This window comes from Pseudomonas leptonychotis (genome assembly GCF_004920405.1).
Taxonomy (GTDB): domain Bacteria; phylum Pseudomonadota; class Gammaproteobacteria; order Pseudomonadales; family Pseudomonadaceae; genus Aquipseudomonas; species Aquipseudomonas leptonychotis.
Genome location: NZ_RFLV01000001.1, coordinates 1,124,879 through 1,147,108, shown reverse-complemented (window position 1 = coordinate 1,147,108; position 22,230 = coordinate 1,124,879). Strand labels below are relative to the sequence as shown.

The window sequence follows — 22,230 nt, the reverse complement described above, 5'->3', positions numbered from 1 at the left end:
CGGGTTTTTTATTGGCGCTATTTCGGTATTCAGTTACCACTGCGCGTGTTGAATCATTTAGAACAGATCGATCGGCGCGGCCTCATCGGCGGGCAATGGGCTGCCAGGGATGTACATGCCTGGCTCAAACTCGCCCATCGGTGGTGGCGAGTCCTCACTTTTAAATAGCTCGAAATAGGCCGCAGGGGTATCCGGCGAGGCCGCTCTGCCGCTGTGTGGATCGATGCGCAGGGTCAGTATGCCTTCAGGTTCTGGTAGCACGTGGCTGGGCTTGTCCTTTAGCGCTGCCGCCATATAACTCATCCAGATCGGCAGTGCCACGGTGCCGCCATATTCATTACGACCAAGGCTTTCCGGTTGGTCGAACCCCGCCCAGACCGTGGTGATGTAATCCGCGTTATAACCGGAGAACCAGCTGTCTTTTGACTCGTTAGTGGTGCCGGTTTTGCCCGCCAGGTCATCGCGGCCCAAGGCCATGGCGCGGCGTCCGGTGCCGCGCTTGATTACATCCTGCAGCATGCTGGTCATGATGTAAGCGGTGCGACCATCGATGATTTGTTCAGCCTGCACGGGCTCGGGCGGCAAAGGCTGATCACCAACGCTCAGTTGCAGGGGGCTATTCTGTTCCGCGCGCTGAGTGATCGCTGTTGGCGTCTGTGCGGGGTTGGCGTTGAACAGTTGCTTGCCGGTACGGTCTTCGATCCGTTCAATCAGGTAAGGCTCGGTCTTGTAGCCGCCGCTGGCAAACACACTCCAGCCTTCGGCGATTTCCATCGGTGTCAGGCTCGCGGTGCCTAGAGCCAAGGACAGGTTGGGCGGTAGGTCCGTCTTCTCAAAACCAAAGCGCTCGATGTAGTTCAGGGTGCTGGCAATGCCGAGGTCTTGCAGCAGGCGAATGGAAACCAAGTTGCGGGAGCGGTACAAGGCTTCGCGCAAACGAATCGGGCCGAGGAAGGTGTTGTTGTCATTCTTCGGCCGCCAGACCTGCGAGAGTGCGTCATCGGCAAACACAATCGGCGCGTCATTCACCAGGGTGGCTGCGGTGTAGCCTTTGTCCAGCGCGGCGCTGTAAACGAATGGCTTGAAACTCGAGCCCGGTTGACGCTTGGCTTGCGCGGCGCGGTTGTAGTTGCTCTGCTCGAACGAGAATCCGCCGACAAGGGCGCGAATAGCGCCGCTGTTAGGGTCTAGTGATACCAGTGCACTCTGCGCGGCGGGTAATTGGACAAAGCGCAGGCTGCCGTCTTCCTGACGCTGAACGCGGACCAGGTCACCAATTTGGCTGACATCAGCAGGCTGCTGTGGGCGTGGCCCGAGGCTGTTGGTGTTCAGGAAAGGCCGCGCCCATTTCATGCTGTCCCAGGCCACGACGTGCTCTTCACCGTTGCGCAGTAGCACCAAGATGCCGCTTTTCTCAACGCTTGTAACAATGGCGGGTTCCAGGCCGCCGAGAGACGTTTGCTTGCTCAGCTCGGTCTGCCAGTGTTCCTTGGTCATTCCAGGCAGGCGGCTTTCCGGGCCGCGATAACCGTGACGCTGGTCGTACGTAATCAGGCCTTCGCGTACGGCGCTATTGGCAGCCTGCTGCAGGTCGCTGGGCACCGTGGTGGTCACGTTAAAGCCATCGGTATACGCCTCGCTTCCGTAGCGCCCAACCATTTCCGCTCGCGCCATTTCAGCAATGTAGGGGGCGGCCAGCTCAGGTGTAGGCACGTGGTAGCTAACATTAATTGGCTCGGCCAGTGCTTCCTCATAACGCTGTTTATCGATACGACCAAGGCTGTGCATGCGGCCGAGGATCCAGTCACGGCGTTCCATTGACCGCGTTGGGTTAACCAGCGGGTTGTAGCGGGAGGGGGCTTTGGGTAGGCCGGCGATCATGGCCATCTGGGCTAGGCTGGCCTCACGAATGGACTTGCCGTAATAGACCTGCGCGGCGGCTTCGATGCCATAAGCGCGATTGCCCAGGTAAATTTTATTCACATAAAGCTCAAGAATTTCGTTCTTGCTGAGCTCTCTTTCAATTTGCAGGGCAAGAAGTATCTCGTTGATCTTACGAGAGAAACTCTTCTCATTGGTGAGGAAGAAGTTCTTCGCCACCTGCATAGTGATGGTGCTTCCGCCGGTTTGAATCTGCCCGCTTTTCAAGATTTGCGTTGCAGCGCGCATCAGGCTGGTAAGGTCAACGCCATAATGGTTGGCAAAGTTATCGTCTTCGGCAGACAACAAGGCATCGATGAAGTCCTGCGGAATATCGTCGAAGGCTATGGGCGAACGGCGCATCTCGCCAAATTCGGCAATTAACTTGGCGTCACTGCTATAGACGCGCAAAGGAATCTGCAGCTGAATGCTGCGCAAAGATTCGACGGATGGGAGGCTAGGGCTAAGATAGAGGAAGGCCCCGCTGAAACTGAGTACCAGGCCACAAAAAGCGGCGAGGCAAGACCAGCAAAAAAAACGCAGAAGACGCATCAAGGTTTTTGGATTTCCAGATAAAAGAACGGGTTAAGCGAAACACAAGGTTAAAAGAGAAAAACTGATCACATTATAAGCGGTTTTTTTGCTGGGTAGCCATTTGCGCTTCTGTCAAGACTGTTATTTAATGTGAAAAAACATAAATAGTCCGTAAGTCGCGGATGCCAATAGGAAATCGGTCGTGCTAGGGCTCTTCAATAAGAAAGCGAATACGCTACTCGGGATCGATATCAGTTCGACCTCCGTCAAGCTCCTCGAATTGAGCCGCTCCGGAAGCCGCTACAAAGTAGAGGCTTACGCAGTCGAGCCGCTCCCACCAAACGCGGTGGTCGAAAAGAACATCGCCGAGTTGGAGGGGGTGGGGCAGGCCCTTTCACGCGTGCTCGCCAAAGCCAAAAGCGGTGTGAAAACCGTGGCGGTGGCGGTGGCGGGTTCGGCTGTGATTACCAAGACCATCGAAATGGAGGCTGGGCTTTCTGACGATGAGCTGGAAAATCAGCTGAAGATGGAGGCCGACCAGTACATTCCTTATCCACTGGAAGAAGTCGCTATCGACTTTGAGGTTCAGGGTGTGTCTGCGCGCAATGCAGATCGTGTCGAAGTGCTGCTTGCCGCTTGCCGCAAAGAAAACGTTGAGGTCCGTGAGGCCGCGTTAGCCCTCGCGGGTCTTACCGCCAAAGTGGTTGATGTTGAGGCGTACGCACTCGAGCGTGCATATGGCTTGCTGATCGATCAGCTCGGCGGCGGTCGCGATGAGTTGACCGTTGCGGTTGTTGATATTGGCGCAACTATGACCACCCTCAGTGTTCTGCACAATGGCCGCACCATTTACACGCGAGAACAGCTATTCGGCGGCAAACAGCTGACCGAGGAAATCCAGCGACGTTATGGTTTGTCCGTTGAAGAGGCGGGTCTTGCCAAGAAGCAAGGCGGATTGCCGGATGATTATGACAGTGAAGTACTGCAGCCATTTAAAGAGGCTGTGGTTCAGCAGGTTGCTCGTTCTCTGCAGTTCTTCTTCGCCGCAGGCCAGTTCAATGATGTTGACTACATCTTGTTGGCAGGTGGTACCGCGTCAATTCCCGATCTCGATCGTTTGATCCAGCAAAAAATAGGCACCCAGACGCTGGTCGCCAATCCATTCGCTGAGATGGCGCTGAGTAGCAAGGTCAACGCCGGCGCGCTCGCCAGTGATGCGCCTGCCTTGATGATTGCTTGTGGTCTGGCGATGAGGAGTTTCGACTAATGGCGCGCATTAACCTTCTACCCTGGCGCGAGCAGTTACGCGAAGAGCGCAAGCAGCGTTTTCTGGTGACGCTCGCAGGTGTTTTTATTGTTGCGGCGGGTGCTGTTTTTCTAGGCGATCAATATCTCAATGGAGCAATAGAGCAGCAAAGCGCGCGTAATGAGTTTGTGCAGAAGGAGATCGCTGTTCTGGATGCGCGTATTAAGGAGATAAGCGAGCTTAAAACGCGCAAGCAGCAGCTTCTTGAGCGCATGAAGATTATTCAGGATCTTCAGGGTAATCGACCAATTATTGGTCGCGTCTTTGATCAGCTTGTTCGAACATTGCCTGATGGTGTTCATTTTACTGGCGTAAAAATGACTGCGAAAAATATAGCCATTGTGGGGGCTGCCGAGTCTAACAATCGTGTTTCAAACTTGATGCGTAACTTGGATGCTTCGGAGTGGTTGGCTGCGCCCAATCTTACTGAGGTCAAGTCAGTGACTGCGGGTGCGGTTGATCAGGCTAACGTTTTTCAATTGAGTGTGCAGCAGACCCAGCCAGCGCTCGCAGCAGAGGAGGCTAAGTAATGAGTCTTAATGATTCCTTAGAGAGTCTGCGGCAAATTGATTTGAGTGATCTTGACTTTAATAATGTAGGCTCTTGGCCTGCGGCAGTTAAATTTATTGCAGGCGCTCTTCTTTTGGTGGCCGTCGCTGCGCTGGGCTATAACTTCCATCTTAAAGACCTACAAATTCAGCTCGAAAGTAAACAGGCCGAAGAGATTGCCCTCAAAGAGCAGTTTTCAAGTAAGGCTTTTCAAGCTGCGAATCTCGATGCCTATAAAGAGCAAATGCAAGAGATGGAGGTTTCATTTGGGGCGCTTTTGAAGCAGCTGCCAAGTGATACGGAAGTGCCTGGCCTGCTGGAAGATATTACGAGGACTGGCTTAGGAAGCGGTTTGGAGTTTGAAGAGATTAAGCTTTTACCTGAGGCTGCGCAGCAGTTCTACATAGAGCTTCCTATACAAATTAAGGTCGTGGGCGCATATCATGACCTGGCAACTTTCGTTAGTGGCGTCGCAAGCCTTCCGAGAATCGTTACATTGCATGACTTTGATCTGGTGCCAGCGAGTGGCGATAGCTCATCTAAACTACGTATGAGTATCTTGGCCAAGACATATCGGTATAACGATAAGGGGGGGCAGTGATGGTTTTTTATAAGCGCAGTATCCTCTTGTCAGTTCTATTGCTATCCGGTTGTGGTGGTAGTGACTTTACAGATCTTCAAGGGTACATGGATGAAGTTCGTGCTCGACCCAAAGGTGAGATTGAGCCTTTGCCAAAATTTCAGCCTTATGAAAGCTTCACTTACAGTGCGTCTGCATTGAGAAGTCCATTTCAACCGCCGGTTAAATTAGAGATTTTAGATCGGCAGAAAGGATCTGAAAATATTAAGCCTGATGAGTCTCGTACTAAGCAGTTTCTTGAAGGCTTTAATATAGAGGCGTTTACCATGGTCGGCACTTTGGCGAATGCTTCTGGTGCTTTTGCGCTAGTAAGCGGTGCAGGCGGTGTTCATCGGGTGCGCATAGGTGATTATCTTGGGCGTAATCACGGCAGAATTCTTGCAATAGATGAATCAAAAATTGATGTAATTGAAATCGTTCCGGATGGCGAGGGTGGTTGGTTAGAACGGCCGCGCAGCTTATCCCTCAAGGAGCGCTCTTAATCGGAGCGGAGTGAATATGAAAAAGAATAACCAATCTGCTCAGTTGACTAAGATTATGAATATGTCGCCCTCTTTTTTAGCGGTTACTCTCCTGGCTACGTTTCTCTCGCCATTCGCTTCAGCTGCAGATCTAAATGCAATTGACGTTGCGGCTCTGCCAGGTGATCGGGTTGAGTTAAAGCTAACATTTGATGAGCCTGTACTAGCGCCTAGAGGTTACACCATTGAGCAGCCGGCACGTATTGCTCTCGATCTGCCAGGGGTGTCGAATAAGTTAGGTACAAAGAATCGAGAGCTTGGTATTGGCAATGCGCGCAGCGTTACAGTCGTTGAGGCCAAAGATCGCACGCGTCTCGTAATCAATTTGACTAGCCTCTCTCCGTACCACACTCGTGCAGAAGGCAACGTTCTTTTTGTGGTGGTTGGCGAGGGAGCTAAGGGAGTTTCTTCTGCTGCGCCTTCTGTCGCTAATACCGTGGTGCCTGCGAAAAAATATGCACCTAAAGCCAGGTCAATTAATGATATAGATTTTCAGCGAGGAGAGCAGGGTGAAGGTAATATTGTTATTACCTTGTCTGACGCTTCGGTAAGTCCGGACATACAAGACCAGGGTGGGAAAATCCGACTGGATTTTTCTAAAACACAGTTGCCTGACACTCTGCGTGTAAAGCTTGATGTGAAAGACTTTGCTACTCCAGTTCAGTATGTGAGTACGACTGGAGCTGCTGATAAGGTGAGTGTTGTTATCGAGTCGTCAGGTATTTATGACTATCTGGCATATCAAACAGACAATAAGTTAACCATAAGCGTGAAGCCACTTACTCAGGTAGAGGCTGAAAAGCGTAAGGCTGATAGCTTTGCCTATGCGGGCGAGAAGTTGTCTCTTAATTTTCAAGATATTGATGTTCGTTCGGTTCTGCAGCTAATAGCAGATTTTACCGACCTTAACTTAGTTGCTAGCGATACCGTGGCAGGTAATATTACGCTTCGGTTGCAGAACGTTCCTTGGGATCAAGCATTGGACTTGGTTTTAAAAACCAAGGGTCTAGATAAGCGAAAAATTGGCAATGTACTTCTTGTGGCTCCTGCAGATGAGATAGCGGCGCGTGAACGCCAAGAGCTTGAGTCGCAGAAACAAATTGCTGAGTTAGCACCATTGCGGCGTGAGCTTATTCAGGTGAATTATGCGAAAGCATCTGATATGGCTCGGCTTTTTCAGTCTGTTACCAGTGCGGATGGCACTACAGACTCCCGTGGCTCAGTTACCGTAGACGATAGAACAAACAGTATCATTGCGTACCAGACCCAAGAGCGTCTTGATGAGTTGCGGCGAATTGTGGCGCAGTTGGATGTCGCGGTTCGACAAGTGATGATTGAAGCTAGAATTGTTGAAGCTAATGTCGATTATGATAAATCGCTTGGGGTTAATTGGCGCGGTGCCAGTGTTGGGGATTCTAATTTTGTTGTTGGTGGGAGTGGTTTGGCGCGCCCTGGTGCGCCGGGGTATGGGCAGAATGCGGGCGTTCAAAATCCGGGATCAGTTCTTGGTAATTTCGTAGATCTTGGCGCCACGAATGCAACTTCTGGCCTGGGAATTGGTTTCATTACTGACAATGCAATTTTGGATCTTGAGCTTTCCGCAATGGAGAAGACGGGTAATGGCGAGGTTGTATCACAACCTAAAGTTGTCACGTCGGACAAAGAAACAGCTAAAATTCTTAAAGGTTCAGAAATACCCTATCAAGAAGCCAGCTCGAGCGGAGCGAGTACAACTTCGTTTAAAGAAGCTGCCTTGTCTCTTGAGGTTACTCCCCAGATAACGCCTGATAATCGTATTATTATGGAAGTCAAGGTTACTAAAGATGCGCCTGATTTTGGGCGGGCTGTAAATGGTGTCCCTCCGATTAACAAGAATGAAGTAAATGCGAAGGTTCTTGTTAGTGATGGTGAGACTATAGTTATCGGCGGTGTTTTTTCTAATACACAAACCAAGAGCGTCGACAAGGTGCCTTTCTTGGGTGACTTGCCCTACTTAGGCCGTATGTTCAAACGTGATATTGTGTCAGATAATAAATCTGAGCTTTTGATATTTCTAACGCCTCGTATCATGAACAATCAAGCTATCGCGGTGAGCCGTTGAATCAGTGCGCAATCTGATCCTCGTTGGCCCGATGGGTGCTGGCAAAAGCACCATCGGGCGTTTGCTTGCCAAAGAGTTGCGGTTGCCGTTCAAAGACTCTGATAAAGAGATTGAGCAGCGCACAGGTGCGGATATTCCCTGGATCTTTGATGTTGAAGGTGAGCAGGGTTTTCGTGAGCGTGAGCAGGCGGTAATCGCAGAGCTTTGCGATGTTGACGGTATGGTCTTGGCTACCGGTGGCGGTGCGGTAATGCGCGTCGAAAACCGGGTTGCTCTAAGGCGTGGTGGCCATGTGGTCTATCTGCATGCGTCTGTTGAGCAGCAGGTGGATCGCACTTCGCGTGATCGCAATCGTCCGCTGCTGCGTGCGGTGGATCCGGGTAAGGTTCTGGCTGAGCTGTTGGCAGTTCGTGATCCGCTCTACCGTGAAATCGCTGATGTAGTGGTTGAGACAGACGAGCGTCCGCCGCGTCTGGTGGTGCAAGAAATCCTTGAGCGTCTTGAGGCGCTTTCTCCCCGTTAAAGCGCAGCCTGATCTGCGCTATCCTAGGCCTCTTTGTAACTAGGGGGCTTTATGCAGACTCTTCATGTCGATCTTGGTGAGCGCAGTTACCCGATCTATATCGGTGCTGAGCTGTTGGCGTGTGATGGTGTGCTGGCTGCCCATGTGGCGGGTCGACAAGTAGCGATTGTGACCAATGAAACTGTGGCTCCCCTCTATCTGGCTGTGCTTGAGCGAGCGCTCGCGGGCTTTGCCATTACATCCATAGTCTTACCTGATGGAGAAAGCTACAAAACTTGGGAAACTCTGCAGCTGGTTTTTGACGGGCTACTGGGGGCGAGGCATGACCGGCGGACGACTGTTATCGCGTTGGGCGGTGGCGTGATCGGCGATATGGCGGGGTTTGCAGCGTCGTGTTATCAGCGGGGTGTGAACTTTATCCAGGTGCCTACCACGCTGCTGTCGCAGGTAGACTCGTCTGTCGGTGGCAAGACTGGTATCAATCATCCGCTGGGCAAGAATATGGTTGGGGCTTTTTATCAGCCGCAAGCAGTACTGATCGATACGGCTACATTGGCTACCTTGCCTGCCCGCGAGTTGTCTGCTGGTTTGGCTGAGGTGATCAAGTATGGCCTGATCTGCGATGAGCCATTCTTGTCTTGGCTTGAGCAGCATATGCCTGCATTGCGTGGGCTTGATCAAGAGGCGTTGACTGCGGCTATTGCTCACTCGTGCGCAGCCAAGGCTCGCGTTGTTGCGGCTGATGAGCGAGAGTCGGGGGTGCGCGCTACGTTGAATCTTGGGCACACCTTCGGCCATGCCATCGAAACGCATCAGGGGTATGGCGCCTGGTTGCATGGCGAAGCAGTGGCGGCCGGCACGGTCATGGCTTTGGATATGTCCGAGCGTCTCGGCTGGATTAGCTCGGCTGAGCGGGAGCGTGCCGTTAAGCTATTTATTGCTGCAGGTTTGCCGGTTGTGCCTCCTGCGGAGATGACGCCTGAGGATTTTATGCAGCATATGGCGGTCGACAAGAAAGTGCTTGATGGCCAGCTGCGGCTGGTCTTGTTACGAGGTTTGGGGGATGCGGTTGTGACCGGCGATTTTCCCCGGGAAATTTTGAATGCCACGCTGAGTGCAGATTATGCGGCGCAGCTGGATCAGCTTACGAATTAACGAGTGCCCCATGACAAGTTTGCATGCTGACGAGGCGTTTCTCGATCACTACCAGTTCACTCATGATCCCTTTGCTGCCAGGGTGCCTGGATTCAAGTTCTTCCCGGCTCAGCGCAAGCCAGTGCTTGGGCAGTTGCATCACCTAGCGCGTTACAGCCAGCTATTGTTGGTCGTCAGTGGGCCTGAGGGCAGTGGCAAGACTTTGCTGCGTCAGGCGTTGGTGGCGAGTACAAATAAGCAGGCTGTACAGAGTGTGGTTGTATCTGCCAAGGGGGCTTCTGATCCCGCCAGTATTTTGCGCCAGGTTGCGCAGGGTTTGCAGGTGCAGCGCCCTGAGTTGCCAGCAGTTTTGGCGCAGGTCGGTCAGTTGGCGCTAACCGGGCAGGAGGTTTATATCCTGGTCGACGATGCGGAAGACCTTAGTGATGCGGCTCTGACCAGCCTGCTCAGTTTGGCGGTTGGGAGTGCAGAGGGCCGCCCGCACGTTTTCCTGTTTGCGGATTCGCAGTTACTGCCGCGTCTTGAGCATGTAGCGGCAGGTGATGAGTGTTTCCATGTCATCGAGCTGCAGCCCTATGGTGAAGATGAAACACGCGAGTACCTCGCTCAGCGTCTTGAGGGTGCAGGGCAGGGCATTGAAGTACTAAGTGATGACCAGATCGTGGACATTCACGAACAGTCTGCAGGTTGGCCGGGTGTAATCAATCAAGTGGCACGCGAGTCGCTGATTGAGGCGATGTTGGCGCGGCGCGGCGCTGCGAGTCGCAATGGTTTTGCTTTTAGCTTGCCGCGTAAGCATCTGCTCGCCTTGTGTGTGGTTGCTATCGGTGTTCTGGCTGCCTGGTTCATGCAGGGGCGGGTGGTTGAGGATGTTGATGCGCCTGTTATGGCGCAGTTACCGCTCGGCGAGGCTGCGCCGCCTGCCGTGAGTGCAGAGGCCGCGCCTCCTGCTGCGCCTGCCATTCAGTTTGAGGGTGCAAACCAACCGCTGCCATTGCCGTTGGTGGGTGAGGCTCAGCCGGTTATTCGCCAGCCTCTGGCGCAGGCTGCCGGGTTGAGTGGTGCGGAAGAGGCTGATACTGAGGGCGCTGCTGGGGCTGCGGATGTCGCCCCTGAGTCGACTCCGGTGGCGTCGGTTCCGGCTCCGGCTGCCCCTGTTGTTTCTGTGCCGGTCAAGGTGGCTCCGACAGTTGTTCCGCCGGTAGCGCCCGTGGTTAAGCCGGTTGCGCCGGTGACGGCTGCCATGCCGCCACCAATAAAGCCGCAGGCGCCGGTTGCTGCGACTAAGCCTGCTGCTGGTGGTGATTGGTATGCCGCTCAGGCAGGCTCGCGCTATACCCTGCAGATCCTCGGGGCTCGTTTGGAAAGTGGTGCGCAGGCGGTTGTAAAAGCCAATGGTGCGGAATACCACTACTTCAAGAAGCAGCATCAGGGTAAACCGCTGTATGTGGTGACCTACGGTAGTTTTGCGACGCGTGATGCGGCGCAGGCGGCTTTGCGCACGCTGCCGGCCAAGGTGCAGGCGGGCAAACCCTGGCCGCGAAACTTTGCTGGTATCCAGCAAGAGATTGCTCAAGCACGCTAGCTGATACACTGCAGTGCGTGCGCTGACCGGTCGGTCGCTACCACGACCTTCCGGTCTTATCCTTCGTTTTCGCGACATAACTTTTCAAGGTTTCGTCACTTAGATTTGTGACGGCCTAGGTGGGTATGTACAATGACTGCCCTTTCGCCTGCGCAAAGCTGGGGCTTAGTCCTGCGCGCACGGTAAGTGGTTGAATTAAAAAGTAATTGCCTTGTGATAGGCCGTCTGGTGAGAGTTCCTATGAAAGCAGGTTTGTACCGTCCTGATGAGTTCAAGGATAACTGCGGCTTCGGCCTTATCGCCCATATGCAGGGTGAGGCTAGCCATCACCTGCTGCAGACCGCGATTGAAGCCCTGACATGCATGACCCACCGTGGTGGCATTAACGCCGACGGTAAAACCGGCGACGGTTGTGGTCTGCTGATCCAGAAGCCTGATGCTTTCTTGCGGGCCATGGCCCAACAGCACTTTGCCGTCGAGCTGCCCAAACAGTACGCCGTAGGCATGGTGTTCCTTAACCAAGACCCGGCGAAGGCCGAAGCTGCCCGCGCGAATATGAATCGTGAGATTCTGGCTGCGGGTCTGAGTCTGGTCGGCTGGCGCAATGTGCCGATCGATACCAGTGTGCTTGGGCGCCTTGCCCTTGAGCGCTTGCCGCAGATCGAGCAAGTGTTTATCGGCGGTGAAGGCCTGTCCGATCAAGAGTTCGCGATCAAGCTGTTCAGTGCACGTCGCCGCTCATCCGTGGCCAACGCTGCCGACAGCGATCACTACATCTGTAGCTTTTCGCACAAGACCATCATCTACAAAGGCCTGATGATGCCGGCCGATCTGCAGCAGTTCTACCCAGATCTGGGTGACGAGCGCTTGCAGACTGCCATTTGCGTATTCCACCAGCGCTTCTCCACCAATACGTTGCCGAAGTGGCCGCTGGCTCAGCCGTTCCGCTTTCTGGCGCACAACGGTGAAATCAACACCATCACCGGTAACCGTAATTGGGCGCAGGCACGTCGCCTGAAGTTTGCCAACGATCAGATCTTCGATTTGGACGAGCTTGGCCCGCTGGTCAATCGCGTGGGTTCTGACTCGTCGAGCATGGACAACATGCTTGAGCTGATGGTCACCGGCGGCATCGACCTGTTCCGTGGCGTGCGCATGCTCATTCCGCCAGCCTGGCAGAACGTTGAGACCATGGACGCCGATCTGCGCGCGTTCTATGAGTACAACTCCATGCACATGGAGCCCTGGGATGGTCCGGCCGGTGTAGTGCTGACCGATGGTCGCCACGCCGTGTGCCTGCTCGATCGCAACGGTTTGCGCCCGGCGCGCTGGGTCACCACCAAGAACGGCTACATCACCCTCGCCTCGGAAATTGGCGTGTGGAACTACCAGCCTGAAGATGTGATTGCCAAGGGCCGTGTTGGTCCGGGGCAGATTCTTGCGGTGGATACTGAAACCGGGCAGATCCTCGGTAGCGATGACATCGACAATCGCCTGAAGTCGCGTCACCCCTACAAGCAGTGGATGCGCAAGAGTGCCACGCGCATTCAGGCGACCATGGAAGACAACGACCACGGTTCGGCGTTCTACGATCAGAACCAGCTCAAGCAGTACATGAAGATGTACCAGGTCACCTTCGAGGAGCGTGACCAGGTGCTGCGTCCGCTCGGCGAACAGGGCCAGGAAGCCGTGGGTTCGATGGGTGACGACACGCCAATGGCCGTATTGAGCCAGCGCGTGCGTTCGCCTTACGACTATTTCCGCCAGCAATTCGCCCAGGTCACCAATCCGCCGATCGATCCGCTGCGCGAAGCCATCGTCATGTCGCTGGAGATCTGCCTCGGTGCCGAGCGCAATATCTTCGAAGAGTCGCCTGAGCATGCCGCTCGCGTGATCCTCAGCAGCCCGGTGATTTCGCCGGCCAAGTGGCGCGCCCTGATGAACCTGGATCGCCCAGGTTTTGAGCGCCAGCTGATCGACATGAACTATGACGAGTCGATGGGGCTGGAAGCGGCCGTGCGCAACATGGCCGATCAGGCTGAAGAAGCCGTGCGCGCCGGCAAGGTACTGCTGGTTCTGTCTGACCGTCATATTGCCCCAGGCAAACTACCGGCTCACGCCTCCTTGGTCACCGGTGCTATTCACCACCGCCTGACTGAAAAAGGCCTGCGTTGCGACTGCAACATTTTGGTCGAGACTGCTACCGCCCGCGACCCGCATCACTATGCGGTGCTGTTAGGTTTTGGTGCTTCGGCGGTCTATCCGTTCTTGGCTTATGAAGTGCTGGGCGATCTGATTCGCACCGGTGAAGTGCTGGGCGATCTGTATGAAGTGTTCAAGTACTACCGCAAAGGCATCTCCAAAGGCCTGCTGAAGATCTTGTCGAAGATGGGCATTTCTACTGTGGCGTCTTATCGCGGTGCGCAGCTGTTTGAAGCAGTCGGCCTGGCGGATGACGTCACCGAGCTGTGCTTCCGTGGTGTGGCTAGCCGCATCAAGGGCGCGCGCTTCGTTGACATCGAAGCCGAGCAGAAGCTGCTGGCAGGTGAAGCCTGGAACGCGCGTAAATCGATCCAGCAGGGCGGCCTGCTCAAGTTTGTTTACGGTGGCGAGTACCACGCCTATAACCCGGATGTGGTCAACACCCTGCAAGCCGCTGTGCAGCAAGGTAGCTACGAGAAATTCAAGGAATACACCACGTTGGTGGACACCCGTCCGGTGTCGATGCTGCGTGACTTGCTGCAACTGAAGCTGGCCGAACAGCCTTTGGCGCTGGATCAGGTTGAGCCGATGGGTGAGATTCTCAAGCGTTTCGACTCCGCTGGCATCTCTCTCGGCGCCTTGTCGCCTGAGGCCCATGAAGCCATCGCCGAAGCGATGAACCGTTTGGGTGCGCGCTCCAACTCCGGTGAGGGCGGTGAAGACCCAGCCCGTTACGGCACCGTGCGCAGCTCGAAAATCAAGCAGGTGGCTACTGGTCGTTTCGGCGTAACGCCGGAATACCTGGTGAATGCCGAGGTGCTGCAAATCAAAGTGGCCCAGGGCGCCAAGCCGGGTGAGGGCGGGCAGCTGCCTGGCGGCAAGGTTAACGGTCTGATCGCCAAGCTGCGTTATGCCGTGCCTGGCGTGACCCTGATTTCACCACCGCCGCACCACGATATTTACTCCATCGAAGACTTGGCGCAGCTGATCTATGACCTCAAGCAGGTCAATCCATCCGCGCTGGTCTCGGTCAAGCTGGTCGCTGAGGCCGGTGTTGGCACCATCGCTGCTGGTGTGGCCAAGGCTTATGCTGACCTGATTACCATCTCCGGTTATGACGGAGGCACCGGTGCTTCGCCGTTGACCTCGATCAAATACGCCGGTGCGCCGTGGGAACTCGGCCTGGCCGAAACTCACCAAACCCTGCGCGGTAACGATCTGCGCGGCAAAGTGCGGGTGCAGACCGACGGCGGCCTGAAAACCGGCCTCGATGTGGTTAAAGCGGCCATTCTCGGTGCCGAAAGCTTCGGCTTCGGTACGGCGCCGATGATCGCGCTGGGTTGTAAATACCTGCGCATCTGTCACCTGAACAACTGCGCCACCGGTGTGGCGACGCAGAACGACAAGCTGCGCAAGGATCACTTCATCGGCACCGTAGAAATGGTGATGAACTTCTTCACCTACGTCGCCGAAGAAACCCGTGAGTGGCTGGCTAAGCTAGGCGTGCGGAGCCTGGAAGAGCTGATCGGGCGTACCGATTTGTTGGAAATGCTCCCAGGCGAAACTGCCAAGCAGAACCATCTGGATCTGACCCCGTTGCTCGGCAGCGATCACATTCCGGCAGACAAACCACAGTTCTGCCAGGTTGAGCGCAACCCACCATTCGACAAAGGCCTGCTGGCCGAGAAGATGGTTGAGTTGGCCAAGCCGGCTATCGACGCGGCCAGCGGCGCTGAGTTCGAGCTGGATATTTGCAACTGTGACCGTTCCATTGGTGCCCGTGTCTCCGGCGAAATCGCCCGCGTGCATGGCAACCAAGGCATGGCCAAGGCGCCGATTACCTTCCGCTTTAAAGGCACTGCGGGTCAGAGCTTCGGCGTGTGGAACGCCGGCGGTTTGAACCTTTATCTGCAAGGCGATGCCAACGACTACGTCGGCAAAGGCATGACCGGCGGTAAGCTGGTGGTCACCCCGCCGCAGGGCAGCCCGTTCAAGACCCAGGATAGCGCCATTATCGGCAACACCTGCTTGTACGGTGCCACAGGCGGTAAATTGTTTGCCGCCGGTACTGCGGGTGAGCGCTTCGCCGTGCGTAACTCCGGTGCCCACACCGTTGTGGAAGGCACGGGCGACCATTGCTGCGAATACATGACCGGTGGTTTTGTCTGCGTATTGGGCAAAACCGGCTACAACTTTGGCTCCGGTATGACCGGTGGTTTCGCCTACGTCCTGGATCTGGACAACAGCTTCTACGACCGCGTAAACCATGAGCTGGTGGAAATTCAGCGGATCAACAATGAGTCGATGGAGGCCTACCGTAGCCACCTGGAGCGCGTGCTTGTCGAGTACGTCCAGGAAACATCGAGTGAGTGGGGCGCGTACCTGCTGGAAAACCTAGACGATTACCTGCGCAAGTTCTGGCTGGTCAAACCGAAGGCGGCAAGCCTGAAGTCGTTGCTCTCCAGCACCCGTGCCAACCCGCAGTAAGAATGCGCCTGAAGTGGTTTGATGAGGTATTGCAATGACTGAACGTCTGAATAACGACTTCCAGTTCATCGAAGTCGGGCGCAAAGACCCGAAGAAGAAACTGTTGCGTCAGCGGAAGAAAGAGTTCGTCGAGATTTACGACAACTTCAAGCCTGCGCAAGCGGCCGACCAAGCGCATCGCTGCCTGGGTTGCGGCAACCCGTATTGCGAGTGGAAGTGCCCGGTGCACAACTTCATTCCCAACTGGTTGAAGCTGGTGTCCGAGGGCAACATCCTCGCTGCGGCTGAGCTGAGCCACCAGACCAACACCCTGCCGGAAGTGTGCGGCCGGGTGTGCCCGCAAGATCGCCTGTGTGAAGGTGCCTGCACCCTCAACGACGGCTTCGGCGCGGTGACCATCGGTTCGGTGGAGAAGTACATCACCGACACGGCGTTTGCCATGGGCTGGCGTCCGGACATGTCCGGCGTAGTGCCGACTGGCAAGCGTGTGGCGGTTATCGGCTCCGGCCCTGCTGGCTTGGGCTGCGCGGACGTACTGGTGCGTAACGGCGTGACGCCGGTGGTGTTCGACAAGAACCCGGAAATCGGCGGCTTGCTGACGTTCGGCATCCCCGAATTCAAGCTGGAAAAGACCGTGCTGAGCCATCGCCGCGAAGTCTTTACCGGTATGGGTATCGAGTTCCGCCTGAACACCGAGATCGGCAAAGACATCAGCATGCAGCAGCTGCTGGATGAGTACGATGCCGTATTTATGGGCATGGGTACTTACACCTACATGAAAGGCGGCTTCCCCGGTGAAGATTTGCCGGGCGTGCACGACGCGCTGGACTTCCTGATCGCCAACGTCAACCGCAACCTGGGTTTTGAGAAGGCGCCGGAAGACTTTATCGACATGAAGGGCAAGCGCATCGTCGTCCTCGGTGGCGGCGATACGGCAATGGACTGCAACCGCACCTCGATTCGCCAGGGCGCCAAGAGCGTGACCTGCGCCTATCGTCGCGACGAAGAAAACATGCCGGGCTCGCGCAAAGAAGTGAAGAACGCCAATGAAGAGGGCGTGAAATTCCTCTTCAACCGTCAGCCTATCGCCATCGTTGGTGAAGATAAGGTCGAAGGCGTGAAGGTGGTCGAGACTCGTCTCGGCGAGCCGGATGCCCGTGGCCGTCGCAGCCCTGAGCCGATTCCGGGCTCTGAGGAAATCATCCCGGCAGAAGCCGTGCTGATCGCCTTCGGTTTCCGTCCGAGCCCTGCGCCCTGGTTCAGCGATTTCACCATCGAAACCGACAGCCAAGGCCGTGTGGTGGCGCCGGAGCAGAGCCAGTTCAAACACCAGACCAGCAACCCGAAAATCTTCGCCGGCGGCGACATGGTCCGGGGTTCTGACCTAGTGGTGACGGCGATCTTTGAAGGCCGCAACGCCGCTGAAGGCATCCTCGACTACCTCGGCGTTTAATCACCGAGTAGCGATGCGGCAATAAACAAAGCCAGCCCTAGGGCTGGCTTTGTTGTTTCTGCTGCTGGGTAACGTGCCATCACACGCAAGCATGCGCTTTTAGCGAGTTGGCGCGGCCGCGAAACTCATGGCGCGTTCGCGGCGGGTGCTCCATACCGCGCCTGCTACCAGCACGATCAGGGTGACCGCCAGCGCAGCGGACGAGCCTACCGTGCCAAAACCCAGGCCACCGTGATCCAACGGCTTGCTGAGGAAGTCGCCCAGCGTGGCGCCGAATGGGCGGGTCAGCACAAACGCCAGCCAGAACAACACAACATGGGAGATACGTGTGACGTATTTAGCCGCCACCACCGCGGCGATCAGGCTGCCGATCAACAGTGCGCCACCGGCAAAGCCCAGGCCTGAATCATCGGCTAAGTAGTCGCCCAGTGCGGTGCCCAGGGTGTTGGAAAACAGAATCGCCACCCAATAGAACAGCTCGCCGCGACGGCTGTCGATGTGATCAACCGACAGGGATTTCTCGCTCAGGTACCAAATCGCGAAGATCGCAATCAGCAAGGTCACCAGCAACGCAGAGCCAGTGGCGTAGCCCAGGCCCAAGGTGCGGTCCATAAAGTCGGAGATGGTGGTGCCGGCGGTGCTGGTGGCCAGAATTACCGTCCAGTACAGCGCTGGGTTATAGCTGCGCGCACGTAGTTGACCGATCAGGGTGAGGAGAAACAGGCTGATAAGGATCAGTGAACTCAGCGCATAACCGACATCCAGCGTCATGGAGAGCAGATCCCCGGCGGTTTCGCCTAAGGTGGTGGCACAGATCTTCATCACCCAGAAGCTCAGGGTAATGGCAGGGAGTTTATTCATCGAGGGCATCCGTCAGGGCAGGAGGGTTATGAGCTGCGGTGCCTAACGTAGGGTGCTGAGTGTGAAAAGCCCGTTAAGAACTCATCAGTGATTCGTCATTCGCGCGGTCTTTTTTCGCGTAATCGACGGCTATGGTGCGAGGCAAATCGTCGCAATCAACAAAAGGCATGACCCTCGCCGTGCCTTTTGCTTGGCGCTCTGCGAAAATGCCCGCACTTTTTTACCGATTACTATGCTCGGGAACTGCCATGACCTCCCTGAAGAACGACCGTTTCCTCCGCGCCCTGCTCAAGCAACCTGTCGATGTCACCCCCGTGTGGATGATGCGCCAGGCCGGTCGTTACCTGCCGGAATACCGCGCCACCCGTGCTAAAGCCGGCGATTTCGTCAAACTGATGAAAAACCCTGAGCTGGCCTGTGAAGTCACTATTCAGCCGCTGGACCGCTACCCGCAGCTGGATGCGGCGATTCTGTTCTCTGACATCCTGACCATTCCCGATGCCATGGGCCAAGGCCTGTATTTCGAGACGGGCGAAGGCCCGCGCTTCAAGAAAGTCATCAGCAGCATGGCTGATATCGAGGCGCTGCCGATTCCTGATCCGGAGCAGGACCTGGGTTATGTTATGGACGCCGTGCGCACCATTCGTGGTGAGCTAAATGGCCGCGTGCCGCTGATCGGCTTCTCCGGCAGCCCGTGGACCTTGGCCACCTACATGGTCGAAGGCGGCTCGTCGAAAGACTTCCGCAAGACCAAGGCCATGCTCTACGACAACCCGCAGGCCATGCACGCCTTGCTCGACAAGCTGGCGCAGTCGGTTACCGCTTACCTCAACGGCCAGATCAAGGCCGGCGCGCAGGCGGTGCAGATTTTCGACTCCTGGGGCGGTTCGCTGTCGGCGGCGGCGTACCAGGAGTTCTCCCTGGCCTATATGCAGAAGATCGTCGATGGCTTGATTCGCGAACACGACGGTCGCCGTGTGCCGGTGATTCTGTTCACCAAAGGTGGCGGCCTGTGGCTTGAGTCCATGGCTGATACCGGTGCCGAGGCGCTGGGCCTGGATTGGACCTGCGACATCGGCAGCGCCCGCGCCCGCGTTGGCGACAAGGTCGCTCTGCAGGGCAACATGGACCCAAGCGTGCTCTACGCCAACCCGGCGGCAATCCGCGCCGAAGTGGGTCGTATTCTCGCCGCCTACGGTCATGGCAGCGGCCAGGTGTTCAACCTCGGTCACGGCATCACCCCGGAAGTCGACCCGGCTCACGCTGGCGCGTTTTTCGAAGCGGTGCATGAGTTGTCCGCGCAGTACCATCAATAAAACCTGCACAAAACAAAGGCCGCATTAGCGGCCTTTGTTTTGTCTGCGTTTCTTAGAACCTGACTCGGATCTCGCGAGCTAGAGCGAGACAAGGCGCTACGTTAGTAACAGCCTTCGGCTGGTCAAAATGGCCGAGGAAGCGGAGTTTACTGGTGTAAATGAGCATGACTCGTTTCACTCGCCCTTCGGGTCGCGCTAAAGCGCGTTAGCCGCAAGCGGCTTGCCGAGGCCATTTGTAACGCCGTATCGCCGACGCGCAGCAGATCCGGGGCAGGCTCTCAGGGCTTACGCAAACCGCGCACGGCCTTTACCAGCGCCAGTTGTTCAGCTTCGCTGAGCTTGTCAGCATAACTGGGCATGGCACCGGGGCCTTCCTGAATGGCATCGAGGATATCGTTGTCGCTGTTGTTGTCCTGCCACTTGGCCTGGCTCAGGTTCTGCGCGAAGTACAGCCAGCCGCGCAGGGTGTTGGCGCGGCCATCTTCGGCGTGGCATTTGGCGCAGTGCTGACGGTACAGCTGCGGGCCATCTACTTCGGCCCGCATAGGCAGGCTGGCGAGCAGTGTCAGCCCGCCGAGCAGGCTGAGCAATGCCGACTTACTTAACATTGGCCAGGTTTCCCTTGAGGGCGACACCGGCCATGATCGCGCCAGCGTGGCACTCGTACTTCTGGCTGTCTTTGTATTCGACATTTTTATAGTTGCTGGCCAGGTCGACCACCGCATTGGCACCCGCGGCCTTGGCGGCGCTCTGGAAGCGAATCAGTGCGGACTGCAGTGCCCAGCTACAAGCGGCTTCATCAGTCTTGTTGAACGCGTTGGTTTTCTGGCTGGTGGTGACGCCCGACTTGACGATACTGGCCTTGACCGGATTGCCAGCCAGATAGAACTTCACGCTGCCATCGAGACGGCCAGCCTGCAGGGCTTCCTGCACCACGGCGTCAAACGGCAGGTAGTGGGTGGTGTCACGGGCCTGGCTGACGGCCGGAAACAGGCTGATGCAGGCTGCTGCGAGAATCCAGGTTTTGGCGTTCATGAGTTGCTCCTTGTGATGAGGCTTTGCTGGGAACTGCGTATGGGTGGGTAAAAGCTGCCAGTGTAATTGAGCAGATTGTTAGCTCCAGCGTTTGAAGATCAGCGACGTATTAACGCCACCAAAGGCGAAATTATTATTCATTACGTATTGGTTGTTCATCTGGCGGAACTCGCCGCGTAGGTAGTCCAATTCACCACAGGCCGGGTCGATATTGTCCAGGTTGAGGGTTGGCACATAGCTGTCGGCGTTCATCATTTCGATGCTGAACCACGACTCCAGCGCGCCGCACGCACCCAGGGTGTGGCCGAAGTAGCTCTTCTGCGAGCTGATCGGCATCTGGCTGCCGAACAGCTCGGCGGTGGCCAGGGTTTCGGCAACATCGCCCTGCTCGGTGGCGGTGCCGTGACCGTTGACGTAGCCGATGGCTGATGGCTCCAGCCCGGCATCTTGCAAGGCCAACTCCATTGCTCCGCGCATGGTCGCTTGTACGGGTTTGGTGGCGTGCTGGCCGTCGGCGTTGCAGCCAAAACCGACGATTTCGGCATGGATGGTCGCCCCACGAGCCAGGGCGTGCTCTAGCTCTTCGAGAATCAGGATGCCGGCGCCTTCGCCGATCACCAAGCCATCACGATCGCTGTCGTAGGGGCGCGGGGAGGTATGCGGGGCATCGTTCTTCAGGCTGGTGGCGTAGAGCGCATCGAAGACCATGGCTTCGGTCGGGCAGAGTTCTTCAGCGCCGCCGGCGGCCATCATCTGCAGGCGTCCGAACTTGATCGCCTCATAGGCGTAGCCAATGCCCTGGCTGCCGCTGGTGCAGGCGCTTGAGGTCGGAATCAGACGACCCTTGAGGCCGAAGAAGATGCTGATATTGGCCGCTGTGGTGTGCGGCATCATGCGGATATAAGAGTTGGCGTTAAGACCATCGGCCACCGAGTTGAGCAGCATGTTGCCGAAGGCTTTGACCTCCTCGGTGCTGCCGGTTGAGGAGCCGCAGGCCACGCCCATGCGTCCGTCCTGGATACACGGGTCACCGAGCAGACCGGCGTGTTCGAGAGCGCGCTCGGCGGCGTACACCGCGAGTTTGGAAACTCGGCCCATGCTGCGGGTTTGCTTGCGCGTCCAGCGCTTGGGCGCTTCGAAGTCATCCACCGGTCCGCCGAGGCGGGTGTTCAGCTCGCTGAAACGGTCCCACTCGTGCATATAGCGAATGCCGCTGTTGCCGGCTTTAAAGTTGGCCTCGATGGTCGGCCAATCGCTGCCCAGTGAGGTCACGCCGGCCATGCCGGTGACTACAACCCGTTTGCATCCAGTCATCAGCACAGCCCGCCGTTCACTGCGAGGACCTGGCGGGTGATGTAAGCCGCCTCCTCAGACATCAGAAAATTCACCGCACCGGCCACTTCTTCCGGGGTACCCATGCGTTGCGCCGGCACCATCTTGAGGATTTCCTCAACCGGGACATCGGCATCCAAAATCTCGGTATCGATCAGCCCTGGTGCCACGCAGTTAACGGTGATCTTGCGCTTGCCCAACTCAATCGCCAAGGCCTTGGCGGCGCCGATAATGCCGGCCTTGGAGGCGCTGTAGTTGACCTGGCCACGGTTGCCGATCAGCCCGGACACCGAGGTGATGCAGACAATGCGCCCGGCCTTGCGCCGCCGCACCATGGGCATGGTCAGCGGATGCAGGACGTTATAGAAACCGTCGAGATTGGTGCGCATGACGATGTCCCAGTCATCCTCTGAGAGTGCCGGGAAGGCGCCGTCACGGGTTAAACCTGCGTTGCACACCACGCCGTAATACGCGCCGTGTTGCTCGACATCGGCTTCCAGCGCGGTGCGGCAAGCGGCGCGGTCGGATACATCGAATTGCAGAATGCGCGCCTGCTGACCCAGCGCCACAATCTGCGCTTGTACGGCCTCGGCTTCGTCACGCCGAGCTCGGCAATGCAGCACGATATCGTGTCCACTTTTGGCCAGGCGTAAGGCAATGGCGCGGCCGATGCCGCGGCTGGAGCCGGTAACTAGAATGGTTTCGCTCAT

Annotated in this window: 17 protein-coding genes; 11 read left to right on the top strand and 6 right to left on the bottom strand. The window is 56.4% G+C overall.

Annotated features, from left to right (window positions below):
- Positions 1-57: 57 nt before the first annotated feature.
- Positions 58-2,472 (bottom strand): penicillin-binding protein 1A, encoded by a 2,415-nt coding sequence (locus D8779_RS05160; protein WP_405119177.1) that lies wholly within the window; start codon positions 2,470-2,472, stop codon positions 58-60.
- 184 nt (positions 2,473-2,656) lie between these two features.
- Between D8779_RS05160 and D8779_RS05155 the strand changes: the two genes are divergently transcribed.
- From D8779_RS05155 to D8779_RS05110, 10 genes are all read left to right on the top strand, one after another.
- Entirely contained in the window at positions 2,657-3,721 is a 1,065-nt protein-coding gene (locus D8779_RS05155) for a pilus assembly protein PilM (RefSeq protein ID WP_136663373.1), read from the top strand.
- Entirely contained in the window at positions 3,721-4,290 is a 570-nt protein-coding gene (locus D8779_RS05150; RefSeq protein ID WP_136663372.1) for a PilN domain-containing protein, read from the top strand. Before D8779_RS05155 ends, D8779_RS05150 begins: the two co-directional genes overlap by 1 nt.
- A complete protein-coding gene (gene pilO, locus D8779_RS05145) occupies positions 4,290-4,910 on the top strand; it encodes a type 4a pilus biogenesis protein PilO (RefSeq protein WP_136663371.1) in 621 nt (206 codons plus the stop codon). Before D8779_RS05150 ends, pilO begins: the two co-directional genes overlap by 1 nt.
- Entirely contained in the window at positions 4,910-5,431 is a 522-nt protein-coding gene (pilP, locus tag D8779_RS05140) for a type 4a pilus biogenesis lipoprotein PilP (protein ID WP_136663370.1), read from the top strand. The genes pilO and pilP overlap by 1 nt, the downstream gene beginning before the upstream one ends.
- A gap of 55 nt (positions 5,432-5,486) precedes the next feature.
- Entirely contained in the window at positions 5,487-7,571 is a 2,085-nt protein-coding gene (locus D8779_RS05135) for a type IV pilus secretin PilQ (RefSeq protein WP_136664432.1), read from the top strand.
- A gap of 4 nt (positions 7,572-7,575) precedes the next feature.
- Entirely contained in the window at positions 7,576-8,094 is a 519-nt protein-coding gene (gene aroK / locus D8779_RS05130) for a shikimate kinase AroK (RefSeq protein ID WP_136663369.1), read from the top strand.
- A gap of 51 nt (positions 8,095-8,145) precedes the next feature.
- Positions 8,146-9,249 (top strand): 3-dehydroquinate synthase, encoded by a 1,104-nt coding sequence (aroB, locus tag D8779_RS05125; RefSeq protein ID WP_136663368.1) that lies wholly within the window; start codon positions 8,146-8,148, stop codon positions 9,247-9,249.
- 10 nt (positions 9,250-9,259) lie between these two features.
- The gene (locus D8779_RS05120; protein ID WP_136663367.1) at positions 9,260-10,834 is read left to right on the top strand and encodes an SPOR domain-containing protein; all 1,575 of its coding nucleotides are present in this window, start codon (positions 9,260-9,262) and stop codon (positions 10,832-10,834) included.
- A gap of 240 nt (positions 10,835-11,074) precedes the next feature.
- Positions 11,075-15,523, top strand: coding sequence for a glutamate synthase large subunit (gene gltB, locus D8779_RS05115; RefSeq protein WP_136663366.1), 4,449 nt, complete (start codon positions 11,075-11,077; stop codon positions 15,521-15,523).
- Positions 15,524-15,557: 34 nt separating this feature from the next.
- Positions 15,558-16,976, top strand: coding sequence for an FAD-dependent oxidoreductase (locus tag D8779_RS05110; RefSeq protein ID WP_136663365.1), 1,419 nt, complete (start codon positions 15,558-15,560; stop codon positions 16,974-16,976).
- A 99-nt stretch (positions 16,977-17,075) separates the two neighbouring features.
- Here the strand turns inward: D8779_RS05110 and D8779_RS05105 are convergent, their stop codons facing one another.
- On the bottom strand, positions 17,076-17,837 hold the full coding sequence (locus D8779_RS05105; RefSeq protein WP_136663364.1) for a COG4705 family protein: 762 nt from the start codon (positions 17,835-17,837) through the stop codon (positions 17,076-17,078).
- Between the two features lie 248 nt (positions 17,838-18,085).
- Between D8779_RS05105 and hemE the strand changes: the two genes are divergently transcribed.
- Positions 18,086-19,153 (top strand): uroporphyrinogen decarboxylase, encoded by a 1,068-nt coding sequence (gene hemE, locus D8779_RS05100; RefSeq protein WP_136663363.1) that lies wholly within the window; start codon positions 18,086-18,088, stop codon positions 19,151-19,153.
- 278 nt (positions 19,154-19,431) lie between these two features.
- Here hemE and D8779_RS05095 read toward each other — a convergent pair whose 3' ends face one another.
- The 4 genes from D8779_RS05095 to fabG all read right to left on the bottom strand — a co-directional run bounded on the left by D8779_RS05095 (position 19,432) and on the right by fabG (position 22,230).
- Positions 19,432-19,761, bottom strand: a complete 330-nt coding sequence (locus D8779_RS05095; protein WP_167492527.1) for a c-type cytochrome — start codon at positions 19,759-19,761, stop codon at positions 19,432-19,434.
- Entirely contained in the window at positions 19,751-20,188 is a 438-nt protein-coding gene (locus D8779_RS05090) for an excinuclease (RefSeq protein ID WP_136663361.1), read from the bottom strand. The genes D8779_RS05095 and D8779_RS05090 overlap by 11 nt, the downstream gene beginning before the upstream one ends.
- 78 nt (positions 20,189-20,266) lie before the next feature.
- Positions 20,267-21,502, bottom strand: a complete 1,236-nt coding sequence (locus D8779_RS05085) for a beta-ketoacyl-ACP synthase (protein ID WP_136663360.1) — start codon at positions 21,500-21,502, stop codon at positions 20,267-20,269.
- Positions 21,502-22,230, bottom strand: coding sequence for a 3-oxoacyl-ACP reductase FabG (gene fabG / locus D8779_RS05080; protein ID WP_136664431.1), 729 nt, complete (start codon positions 22,228-22,230; stop codon positions 21,502-21,504). The genes D8779_RS05085 and fabG overlap by 1 nt, the downstream gene beginning before the upstream one ends.